This is a genomic window from Candidatus Schekmanbacteria bacterium (assembly GCA_003695725.1).
Classification (GTDB): Bacteria; Schekmanbacteria; GWA2-38-11; order GWA2-38-11; family J061; genus J061.
This window is the reverse complement of record RFHX01000310.1, coordinates 1-11,423: the sequence shown is the minus strand read 5'-3', so window position 1 is coordinate 11,423 and position 11,423 is coordinate 1. Positions and strand designations below refer to the sequence as shown.

Here is an 11,423-nt window from a genome sequence, read left to right as displayed (position 1 = left end):
GGTGGTTTTTCAGGAGTAACATCATCTGCATCAACAGTTATAAATGTATTATCCTCAAGCTCAATCAAAATCTTCTTCGTCATTGTATTTATCTTTCTCACTTTTCCTACTTGTCCATCACGAGTCCTGACTTTTTTTCCATACTTAGGAAGGTTTCTATTTATTTCTCTATATGTTGAATATTCATACATAAGACAACACATCAATCTGCCGCATACCCCTGAAAGTTTACTGGGATTCAAAGTAAGATTTTGAGCTTTTGCCATCTTAATCGTTACCGGCTCAAATTCTTCAAGAAAGGATCTACAGCAAAGTTCTCTTCCACAGTGTCCAAAACCGCTATACATTCTTGCTTGGTCACGCACACCTATCTGTCTCATTTCAATGCGAGTGCGAAATTCATAGGCAAGATCCTTCACAAGTTCACGAAAATCTATACGGCCATCGGCGATAAAATAAAAAACAATTTTTGAATTATCAAAAGCAACATCAATCCTTACAATTTTCATTTGGAGATTTTTTTCCCTGACTTTCTCCATTGCTTTTGCAAGTATTTCCGGCTCTTTTGCTTTATTTTCTTGAATTTTCTTTAAATCTTCATCAGTTGCTTTACGGATAATCTTTTTTAAGGATTGTATTTCATCATTTTCGTCTGCATAAAATGGCTTTGAACTGACCAATGCCGCATCCTGCCCTTTATCTCCCTCAACAATACAAAAGTCACCTTTTCTCAAACTAACACCTTGTGTCAGATATTTCTGTGATCTGCAGCTGCCTAAAAGACGGCAGTATATGATTTCTTCTCTTTCCTCTCTAATTTCATCTACTTCCATTGTTTCACCAAATCAAACCTCTTTTATGATTAACTTTTTATAAAAATGTTAAAAAATAACCTACATTATTTATATCAGCTTTCTTTAAAAGGCAAAAGCAACTCTTTTTGGATAAGAAAAGCTTCTATCTCTCGCCATACTGAATCCTGCAATTTTTTTAAATCAACAGATGAATCGATGACCTTTATACGCTTTTTTTCACTCCTTGCAATTTTCAAATATCCCTCTCTAACCAAATTATGAAAATGAATTTTTTCCTTTTCGAATCTTCCCTCATTCCATCTCCCGTCTTTGCTGTTACGAGCAGACGCTCTTTTCAATCCTTTGACAGGATCAACATCTAATAGAATTGTCAAATCAGGCTTCAAACCTTCACAGACATATGAATTAATTTTTTTTATATCATCCAGTTTCAGTCCTCTACCGTATCCCTGATATGCAATTGTCGCATCATCAAACCTGTCACATATGACTACTTTACCGTCCTTCAAAGCCGGTTTGATTACTTTTCTCACATGCTCGCTTCTGCTTGCGCAATAAAGCATCAACTCAGTTTCAGGTGCCATCCCTTTACTCTTTGGAGAAAGTAAAATTTTCCTTATACCTTCTCCTATCTTTGTCCCACCCGGCTCCATTGTCAAAAGATAATCAACACCGGCTTTTTTCATTCTCTCAGCCACAAAATTAATTGCTGAGGTTTTACCGCTTCCTTCACCTCCCTCAAATGTAATAAAAACCCCTTCTTTTTTCATCTATTGTTACCTCAAATTAGGTGATGAAATAACACTTTTAGAGAATAAAGCAAGAAATAAAAAGATTCGATTTCAGGACTTTCCTGCCATAAAAATCAAAGGAATGAATGTCCAAAAACTCACACAATTATACTGTCACTGTACATTATGTTATTTTCATTGGAAGAAGGATTAATTTAGAATTTTTTACATCTTATTCGAAGACTTCCCCACTTTTCTGCACATATAACAGATAGCTTCATTTTCATATACTGCGCCAAATTCTTGTCCGCAAAGATCACAAATCTTTTTAATAAATGATTTCAATATCTTTGGTGACGAAGTTTCCAATCTTTTTGCGTCAAAAATACTCTTCAATTCTATCGCCTTTGTAAGACAAACTTCACTACACAATCCACAATTGAAACAGCGGTCATAATAAAACTGAATTTTAAATTCTCCCCCCACTGTTACCTTTCTTATTGCCGCTGTAGGACAAAGCATTGCACAAACATCACATGCAATACAGAAATCATTTATTAATGCATCAGCAAATGGAAGCATAATTCCTCCTGATGCTTCAATCTCTTCAGCTGCTTTGTCTGCAGGCAATATAATTTTCTTCAATAGACGCCTCCTCGGGCTTTCTCCTTTCTTTTTTATATCTGACTTTTTATCCTTTTCGGATAAATCCTCAACCAATTCTCCAACTTTTAGAAGCCCCTTCCCTCTTATTGCCCTAAAAAAGTCTCTTCGTGACACACCTCCCTCTTTCCCTACTCTTCTATTCGATTGGGATAATTCCTTATACTTTTTCCAAAAATCATTGCCTAATGAATCCTCAATTAAACGTGAAAGTCTCAAATTCTGTTTAAACACTGTATATCCTGCTGAAAGAGTGCAATCCCCACAGTTTCCCCTGTTGAATGATATTTCATCAATACCCATCCTTTTAAGCCAAAGAATGATATTTTCATTCAATCTTCCAAGACATTTCAATTTATAAGTTTCATTTTCATCTTCAACCATTCCACATGAAAAAGTGAGAGAAATGGAATCATTCTTCTTTACAGCCGCACTTTTCGCTTCTTCAACAATCTTCGAATCAGGCTGATTGCGTGATGAATATACTCCGGCAGGGCAAACAGAAACGCATATTCCACAATTGAAACATTTCTTTTCATCGATTATCTCATCTGCAAGCCTAATTGCATCAGCAGGACAGGTTTCAACGCAAAGCTTACAATGGGATTTCGGTGATTTAATAGTTGGACAAAGATAGCTTCTTATCTCGATATCGCCCTTGACCAAAATTTTTATAGCCGCATTTATTAGAGTCGATTTTATCATTTTACTCACTTTCTTTTTGTTAAATTTTTTTCATCCTCTGTGCATTATTATCAATTATCCTTATAAAATCAAATCTAAGATTCTTAACATCCTTTCATAAGGAAGGTTTTTATTTATCACCATAAACGGGAATAATTAATTGTTTAAGGAATTTTTAAAAATGAGAATTCATAACGGCTTTTTCTTCGGTTCTGCTTTCACGAAATACAATAAAAGCTTCAAAGGCAAGCCAAATCTCGAGGAGCAAAATCAATGAACCAACAATAAGAAGGAAGTAGTTGCCGCTTTCATAATATTTTTTTATGTTAATCATCATCGCAGAGATTGTTATAGCAAGCATAAAAAACATTGGTATTATGCTATAAGCAATAGGTCTTTGTCTTTTGAAAAGATATACGCTTATAGTCAGCAGTGCAAGAGCGCCCAATATTTGATTCGTTGCCCCAAAAACAGGCCACAATGCCATTCCAGTTGATACTTTTCCCATCGGTATTTTGGCAAGTGCAAGCCCTGAAAGGACAGCAACAGCAGAAGCAATGTATCTGTTCTTCAATGCAGTGATTCCTGCACTCTCACCTATTTCAGAAACAATAAAGCGAAGCATCCTTGCGCAGGTATCAAGAGTCGTCATTGCAAAAGATACAACGATTACTACGACGAGGGTTTTTGAAAAATCAAGAGAAAAGCCCAATGCGGAAACAAAACCTCCTGCACCATCGACAAATGCCCCAAGTTTATTTTGAAGCGAATTCATCGCTCCCCAAGTGGCATATCTTGCCTGCCAAGCTTCAGCGCTTCCAATACCGGCAGTACAGGCAATAAGCGCCATTGTTGCCAGTGCTCCTTCTGCAAGCATTGCGCCATATCCCACAAATTTAGAATCCGTTTCTTTATCAATCTGCTTTGCCGTTGTCCCCGATGCAACGAGAGAATGAAATCCAGAAATTGCTCCACAAGCAATCAATATGAACAAGAAAGGGAAAATTGGAGGAGCGCCTTCAGGTTTTATTCTTATCACAGGCGCCACTATCTCAGGTCTGACAATAAACAATCCCAAATACATTGCTCCAAGTCCAAAATATAAAGCAAAGGAATTTAAATAGTCGCGAGGTTGAAGCAGAAACCATACAGGAAGAATGGAGGCAACGAATGCGTAAATCATCAAAATTGTAATCCATTGTGATGTCTCCAAATCAGCACCAATAGGATGATAGACTCCATACCAAATACTCCACCCCATTACAAGGACACCAGCAACTGTCGCAGGTCCTAAGCCAATTGGAGTTTTATAAACCAATGTGCCAATAACCATTGCAAGAGCAATCAAAAAAAATGTCGGGAATACTGCTTGTGGATGTTCTTTGAAAAGCACTCCTATAACAAGGGCGAATACAGCCAACACGATGCTTAAACCGAAATATATCAAAATGAGGAATAAATTTCTTGCGCGTGCTCCAATAATATCCTTTGTTAAATCTCCAATTGATCGTCCTCCATGGCGCAAAGAAACTACAAGAGCAGCAAAATCATGTGCTGCGCCAAGAAATATGGAACCAAAAACAATCCATAGCAATCCCGGCAGCCATCCATATATAACTGCAATAGCAGGACCTACAATAGGCGCCGCCCCTGCAATTGAGGCAAAATGATGGCCAAAGAGAACAAAGCGATTGGTAGGAACAAAATCAATATCATCCCTAAATTTATGCGCCGGTGTTATTCTTGAAGCGTCAAGTCTTAAAACCTTCTTCCCAAGAATACCTGCATAACTAAAATATGAAGCAAGAAATGCCGCTATTACGATTACTGCAAGTAATGCACCATTCATTCACTCTCTCCAAAAAAAAAGTGCATTAAAAGGATATCGAATCAGGAAGGAAAAATCAATATTCAGTCCAAGAATATAGTCTTCGTTGAGGGTCAATTCGAGACTCGCAAAGGTCAAGCCATTTATTTATTTCTTCTATCCCAAAGGGTTTATAAAAAATATGACATTTATACTTCTTCGCTTTCTTTACATCTGAATCAGTCCAATCGCCGGACATAATGGCTATATTCTTTACCTTACATCCTTTTTTGCGCTGGTTTCTAACAAACTCGATTCCTGTCGAAACCGGCATACATAGGTCGGTTATTATCACATCGGCACATGCTTCTTTGTATTTGCAATAACAAGAGGGATTTTCATAAAGTGTGCAGCTTCTATGCTCGGCAAATGCCAATACTTCATAACCGCGAAGCTCAAGAATCTTTGTTAATAGATTCCTAATCTCCGGGTCATCGTCAAATACTACAGCTCTTAACCTCATTTTTATGGACCTCCCAATTTAAATGTTAACGAGTCCTTATGAGTTATATATATAAGAGCTGTTAATATATATCTTAATTATAAAGTGCGCTTCTTTTGATATGCAAGAAAAATGATTAAAATTTATCTTTAAAGTTATTCTTTTTGAGCTTTGAGTTTCATCTCAATTAATTCCTGATGTGACAATTTTAGGAGGTCGCCAAGCTTATGGACAAGGTAATCTTCGTATTTATCGAGCTTCTTGTCAGCATAAATCAACTGCCATACCATTTTTATAATTTTCTTCTTTTCTTCTCTATTGTACTGCTGATTTATGACATTTGTAAAATGCCAATAGTCAATACTGCCATCTATCTGCATATTTGCCGCCTCAATGATTTTATCTACTTCGGCTTTTGAAATCCCAAATTTTCTCTTCATCATATCGATGATAAGCTCTTCTTCATCAGTGCTGAATTCTCCATCAACGCGCGCCATTTCAAGGAGAAGCGCACAGGTTGCAATCTTTGTATCAGGAAGAAGAGCTTTTTTATTATCTTTCCTCTGCGTCTTCTTCGTTGGAAATAGCTTCTCAAATATCTTCTTCATAATCATTTACCTTCTAATAAATCTCATTTTTTTTATTTATAGCATATCTTCACTGGAAATCAAAAAAAGTAAAACTACTTTAGTGATTGCTTTTTTTCTTTACTTCCAGTGATAAAGAATTATTTATAAAAAGATGATAATTTTCTTTGACAAAATTAAACGATTCCTGTATAAAAGAGGACTAAATTAGTCCATTTATAAATCATAATCAATAATATGGAGGGTCATTATTATGAGTAAATCGGAAGACGCATTGAAGGCAGCATTTGCAGGTGAATCGCAGGCAAACCGCAAATATTTGGCTTTTGCTGAAAAGGCAAAAAGTGAAGGGAAACCACAAGTCGCAAGAATGTTTTTAGCGGCGGCAGAAGCAGAAACAGTCCATGCCCATAACCATTTAAGGGCGCTCAATGGGATCAAAAGCACAAAAGAAAATCTACAAGAGGCAATTGCAGGCGAAACTCATGAATTCAAATCAATGTATCCTGAAATGATTCAGGTCGCCAAAGAAGAAGGAAACAAAGAAGCAGAAAGGTCATTCAATTTTGCCAATGAAGTCGAAAAGGTGCATGCAGAATTGTATCAGAAGCTTCTCGACAATTTGGAAGGCGAGCAGGAAGAATATCCTTATTATGTTTGTCCTGTTTGTGGATATACAGCTGAAAAAAATGCCCCTGACTCCTGTCCTGTCTGCGGCGCCAAAGGGGAGATGTTTAAAAAGATAGATTTATAATTCCCTGTCCAATAATTATCTATTACGGCGTGGTGCCTGCCTATCAGGCATCGCGCTTTATTATTAATTCCGAGGAAATTCTGCCAGACTCGATAATCGTCATAGCCCGCTTCCCGAATGCATTATTATTTCACTGATCAAAACCTCAAAGACAAATCAATTTTTCACTATGATTGAAATGAGAATTGGATTAATTTATGACTTCTTAGGCAAACGAGAAGAAGCAATAAAGCAATATAAAACAGTCCTCGCCTATGAGAAGGAAAGGAAGGACTATCTCTATCTCTACGACTACGCAAAAAAATATCTGAAACCCCATTGCAGAATAGACGATCCTGAGAGAATGGATTGAAACAGGATGTTATTTATTTTTTTCAAATTTCTTTCTTAAAATTATTTAATCTTCTGAAATAAACTCCGCCATCACCGGCAATCCAAGAGGAATGTCTTTTTTATCGGTATCGAGGGAAAGGACAACCTCCTGCACCCTTGTATCGAGGCGCTCTTTTATGTCTTCAGTTCTAAAATTTCTTTCACCCATATAAAGCGATTTAAAAATAACTTTCCCTTTACCAATCTTTTCTTTTGTTTCTGTATTCAAAATATCAAACTCCATACCTTTTTTAATTTCGTCAATCCAATATGATTCAACATAAAGGCGCACCCATAAATTTGGTGAGCCAATTATAATCTTTGCACTGTCATCTTTAGAAAGGGTTTCCCCCTTTCTTACATCAAATTTATACACTATTCCATCAATAGGAGATTTTAATTTGAGCCGTTCATATTCTATTCTTGCAAGCTCCACTTCTTTTTCCGCAACTTTTATTTCTTCCTCCGCTAATCTTTTTCTCAAATCCGCCTGTGTATAAGCATATTCATCTGATATTTTTTTTCTGAAGAGATCGGTTCTTCTTTTAAGTTCATCTTTGTTGATTTCAAGAGATTTTTTCGAAGCTTCTAAACGCGCTTTTGCAAGATTTAAGCGAGCCAATTCCATACTATTTTCGAGGATACAAAGAACCTGACCTTTTTTTACAAAATCTCCTTCTTTTACAAAAATCTTTTCTACTCTTCTTGTCTCAAGAGGGCTTACGAAAACTTCTCTTCCAGCAGGTTCAACAAAACCATAAATCCGTACGGGTATCTTATCAATTACAGGAGTAGCAGCAACTTCAGGTGGTGGTGATGATTTTTTCAGAACATCTGCAATATAATAAAGCGCGCCTGCAATCAAAATAATCCATAATAAAATTTTAAATACTTTTCTCATAAACAGCTACCTCTCTTTCATTTTCTGATTTAGAATCATAATCTATTTTTCCATCTACCATCTTTATCAATCTGTCCCCATAAGGAAATACTCTCGGGTCATGAGTTATTAAGACTACTCCCCTTTCCTTGTCGCGAGAAAGCTTCTTCAAAGTCTCGAGGACTACTTTACTGCTTTCACTATCGAGGGCAGATGTGGGCTCGTCACAAAGCAGAAGTTTGGGAGAATTAATCAATGCACGGGCAATGGCTACTCTTTGTTTTTGGCCTGATGAAATCTTTGCAGCAGGTGAATTGATATACTCCTCCAAGCCAAAATTTATCAAAAGCTCCTTTGCTCTTTCCCTTGTTTCCTTTTTAATGGGAGTGCCATTGATTCCATTTGCAATCAAGACATTCTCCAATAGAGTCAATGAAGGAATTAATTCTGCTTGCTGGAAAACAAATCCGTAATTCTTTCGTCTTAATTTCGCTCTTCTTCTGTCAGACAACTTTACTATCTCTTTTTCCTCAAAAAACAATTTCCCTTCAGTTGGAGTCAAAATAAGCCCCATAATAGAGAGCAAAGTGGTCTTACCACTGCCGGAAGGTCCTGCAATTATTGTCAACTCGCCCTTAAATATATCAAGATTTATATCATCCAAAACTCTGCGGACAATCCTGCCATCTGAAAAATCGCGCGATATTTTCCTCAATTTGATTACTGCTTCATTAAAATTTTCCTTCCCAAATGACATAGCGCAAAATACTCCTATCTGAATACAGATGCTGGCTCAATACTTACCGCTTTATTCATAGCAAGGAGTGAGCCCAAAAAACACAAAAATAAAGTGAATGCGGCATGATAGAAAGGCAGCCAATAGGGCATATATGTAGGCAGTTTTGAATTCATAGTTGAAGACAAGAAAAATGAAAGAAGCAAAAAGCCAATAATAATGCCTGCCGCACCTATTATAAGCGCCTGACAAAAAACAATAACAGCTATATCCCATTTTCTTGCACCAAGAGCCCTTAAAATTGCAAAATCCTTCTGTCTATTCAACACTCCCGTGTACATCGTCAGCATTATTATAACTATTCCCACCATAGCACCTATCAATGTTGAAAAACCAAAACTTCCACCCATTCCTGTATTGCGAATATAATAAAATCGTGTCTTGCGTGAAAGGTCGCTGGCTGAAATGACTTTTGCGTTAGGAAGAATTTTCTGAATTTCCTTGACAGTGCTATTTATATCTATCCCATCTTTTAGTTTTATCATAATTGCGCTGTAACGATTTTTGGGAAAGTTTAAAATCTCCTTTGCTTTAACTAAATTCGTAAACACAAGAGACCCTGCAAATCCCTTAATTTTTTTAGTAATCGCATTAACCTTAACTTTTATACCGTTAATCTCATAATATTTGCCATATTCGGGATTTCCCAAAGTATCCAAATCAGTTTGCTCAACGGAAACAGCGTCGTATTCAAACAGATTATCTATTGACCCTCTTGCAAATTTCCATGGACCACCTGCCATTCTGGGAGGTCTTAATCCTACAACCTGCACACCATTATATTTCCCGTCTGCTCTCCTAAATGAGCCTCCACCAAAAATCAATGGTTCTGCCCACCTTATTGAAGAAATACCTGAAATACGGTCTAAATAGTAATCAGGGATCGAATCCGTCGAATTGATGTTTTCAGCATTTCGACTGCATACCCAAATATCAGCACCGGCATGGTCAACAAGGACAGACATATAGGTAAAGAGGCCAAAAAGCACTGCCAACTGCTGTCCTACAAGAAACACTATTGCAACAACACCCAAAATTGAACCTGCTGTCGTTGAACGGTCATAAAAAAGCATTTTAAATGCCGTTATGACTCTCATTTTTCACCTACAATTTTAAGTGCCTTATTATGAACATCTTCTACACCAAAAGCCACAGCATCGAACACTTCTTTAAAAATCGGTTCCTTTGATAAATATTCCGTACCACCCCCAATTACCTTTATATCCTCGAACTCTCCTCGAATGCGCTTTGCCATTTTTATTGCGACTGGAAGATTTGCAGTCATTGTAACAGAAAGCACTATTACATCAGGAGTATCCTTCTTTATTGAACTAATCATATCCTCTTCAGGTGATATGTGCCCTATATCTACAATGTTCCATCCTTCCAACTCAAGGAGACTCTCAACAAGCTCTGCACCAAATTCATGTTCTTCCCCCGGCGCACACACAACGGCAATGCGATATGGAAGCTTTGTTCTTTTCTCAAAGCTATCAACGATTCTATACATTACATAATGGCATATATCAGTTGCTACATGAACATCGTTAACCTCGATTTTATTCAACTGCCACAGCACCCCTGCTTTTTTCATTGCCTGAGAAAGGACATAAGAAAATAAATAATGTGGAGAATCTCCTTTCTTCAAGAGAGCAAGTGCATAATCTGCTGCCCCTTTCCTATTTTTATTCATTAGATAAGAAAGAAACTCTTTTGCTTTTTCATTCTCTTTATCAAAAGGAGAAAGTGCAGCTTTTTTGAAATTTTTCACATTTTCCCGAAAGTAATCTACAATCTTTATGAGCTCATGAGACTGTGGCGGATTAATAATACTCTGTATAGCCATAGACCAATTGAAGAAAAATCTCGAAAAGAATGCATCATCAAATCCTCGTGAAGAGATTACAGAATAATACCAGATACCTTCTTTGGGAAGGCAGGAAAGAATACCCAGCTCAAAAACACTCAAAAGAAACTTACCAAAATTTTTATTCAAATTGATTATGAATTTGAGTTCTGCACCCTGAATTGTGTTTTTAACAAAATCTTTTTCAATACGGATCTTTTCTTCTATGAAGGATTGTATTTGAACAAAGGAATCTGAAAATTCAAGAAATGCAGATTTTGAAACAGGCTTCAATTTCAATGCTTCTTTGCCTAAGATTTCATATTTTTCAATCATAAATATTCATATTTGGATGGTCTTCATTTAATAACTATTATAGATTTTTATCAATAAAAAAAAGCGACATCCCCAATCTCTGAGTCTGCCGCCATAATCTTTTTTCAAAAATTATTAAATCTCTTTTGCTTCTACTTGAGCAAGTTCAAATTTTGCTTGGATAAGTTTTCTATAATAGGATATCGCTTTGTCAGGATTTTTTGCAACAATTGCCTTCAAAAGGTCGCCTTCAATTTCTGCAACCTCAAGCCTTTTATAATAATCCAAAGTTTCTTTGAGGTGCGCAAGGACAATTTTACCTGTTAGAATTGGATGATTGTTTGTCACATTGGCGTCTTTAAAAGTTATTCCATGTTCAAGTTCAACTTCCAACCCTGTTTTGAATTCGTCAAGGTCAATGTTCATTCCTTCCACATTAACCTCTTTTAATATTATTTTCGCTTCTTCCGGCAAAACCTGAGGAGCAGTTAACTTCGTCCAATCCCTAATACCAAGTTCTTTACAAACTCTCTGCACTTCCTCAACAGTAATATACTCAGGTAAATCCATAGTTAATCCTCCTTCTTGATTAATTTTACATTATCAAATCAACTGCCTAAAAAAATAATTTTTAACAAAGATAGCATAAAATAAACGTAAAAGCAAGGAAT

13 protein-coding genes are annotated in these 11,423 nt (G+C 36.5%); 2 read left to right on the top strand and 11 right to left on the bottom strand.

Going from position 1 to position 11,423, the window contains the following annotated elements:
* The 6 genes from D6734_11655 to D6734_11630 form a co-directional block, all read right to left on the bottom strand.
* On the bottom strand, positions 1-833 hold an 833-nt coding region (locus D6734_11655; protein RMF92748.1), incomplete at its 3' end, for a hypothetical protein.
* Positions 834-907: 74 nt separating this feature from the next.
* On the bottom strand, positions 908-1,585 hold the full coding sequence (locus tag D6734_11650; GenBank protein ID RMF92747.1) for a dTMP kinase: 678 nt from the start codon (positions 1,583-1,585) through the stop codon (positions 908-910).
* 186 nt (positions 1,586-1,771) lie between these two features.
* Positions 1,772-2,914, bottom strand: a complete 1,143-nt coding sequence (locus D6734_11645; GenBank protein RMF92746.1) for a 4Fe-4S dicluster domain-containing protein — start codon at positions 2,912-2,914, stop codon at positions 1,772-1,774.
* A 154-nt stretch (positions 2,915-3,068) separates the two neighbouring features.
* Complete coding sequence (locus tag D6734_11640) at positions 3,069-4,742, bottom strand: carbon starvation protein A (protein ID RMF92745.1); 1,674 nt, start codon at positions 4,740-4,742, stop codon at positions 3,069-3,071.
* A 55-nt stretch (positions 4,743-4,797) separates the two neighbouring features.
* Entirely contained in the window at positions 4,798-5,223 is a 426-nt protein-coding gene (locus tag D6734_11635; protein ID RMF92744.1) for a response regulator, read from the bottom strand.
* A 134-nt stretch (positions 5,224-5,357) separates the two neighbouring features.
* Positions 5,358-5,816 (bottom strand): hypothetical protein, encoded by a 459-nt coding sequence (locus tag D6734_11630; GenBank protein RMF92743.1) that lies wholly within the window; start codon positions 5,814-5,816, stop codon positions 5,358-5,360.
* Between the two features lie 226 nt (positions 5,817-6,042).
* On the opposite strand from D6734_11630, the gene D6734_11625 reads away from it, so the two are divergent.
* Together D6734_11625 and D6734_11620 are read left to right on the top strand one after the other, a co-directional pair.
* Positions 6,043-6,543 carry a rubrerythrin family protein gene (locus D6734_11625; GenBank protein ID RMF92742.1) on the top strand — a complete coding sequence of 167 codons (501 nt, stop codon included), beginning with the start codon at positions 6,043-6,045 and terminating at the stop codon, positions 6,541-6,543.
* Positions 6,544-6,712: 169 nt separating this feature from the next.
* Complete coding sequence (locus D6734_11620; GenBank protein ID RMF92741.1) at positions 6,713-6,895, top strand: hypothetical protein; 183 nt, start codon at positions 6,713-6,715, stop codon at positions 6,893-6,895.
* A 45-nt stretch (positions 6,896-6,940) separates the two neighbouring features.
* On the opposite strand, the gene D6734_11615 is transcribed toward D6734_11620, so the two are convergent.
* The 5 genes from D6734_11615 to D6734_11595 form a co-directional block, all read right to left on the bottom strand.
* Positions 6,941-7,816: a biotin/lipoyl-binding protein gene (locus D6734_11615; GenBank protein ID RMF92740.1), complete on the bottom strand. Its 876-nt coding sequence runs from the start codon at positions 7,814-7,816 to the stop codon at positions 6,941-6,943.
* Positions 7,800-8,552 (bottom strand): ABC transporter ATP-binding protein, encoded by a 753-nt coding sequence (locus tag D6734_11610; protein ID RMF92739.1) that lies wholly within the window; start codon positions 8,550-8,552, stop codon positions 7,800-7,802. The genes D6734_11615 and D6734_11610 overlap by 17 nt, the downstream gene beginning before the upstream one ends.
* 14 nt (positions 8,553-8,566) lie before the next feature.
* Positions 8,567-9,688 carry an FtsX-like permease family protein gene (locus D6734_11605; GenBank protein RMF92738.1) on the bottom strand — a complete coding sequence of 374 codons (1,122 nt, stop codon included), beginning with the start codon at positions 9,686-9,688 and terminating at the stop codon, positions 8,567-8,569.
* The gene (locus tag D6734_11600) at positions 9,685-10,773 is read right to left on the bottom strand and encodes a hypothetical protein (GenBank protein RMF92737.1); all 1,089 of its coding nucleotides are present in this window, start codon (positions 10,771-10,773) and stop codon (positions 9,685-9,687) included. The genes D6734_11605 and D6734_11600 overlap by 4 nt, the downstream gene beginning before the upstream one ends.
* Positions 10,774-10,887: 114 nt before the next feature.
* A complete protein-coding gene (locus D6734_11595) occupies positions 10,888-11,322 on the bottom strand; it encodes a hypothetical protein (GenBank protein RMF92736.1) in 435 nt (144 codons plus the stop codon).
* Between the last annotated feature and the right edge of the window lie 101 nt (positions 11,323-11,423).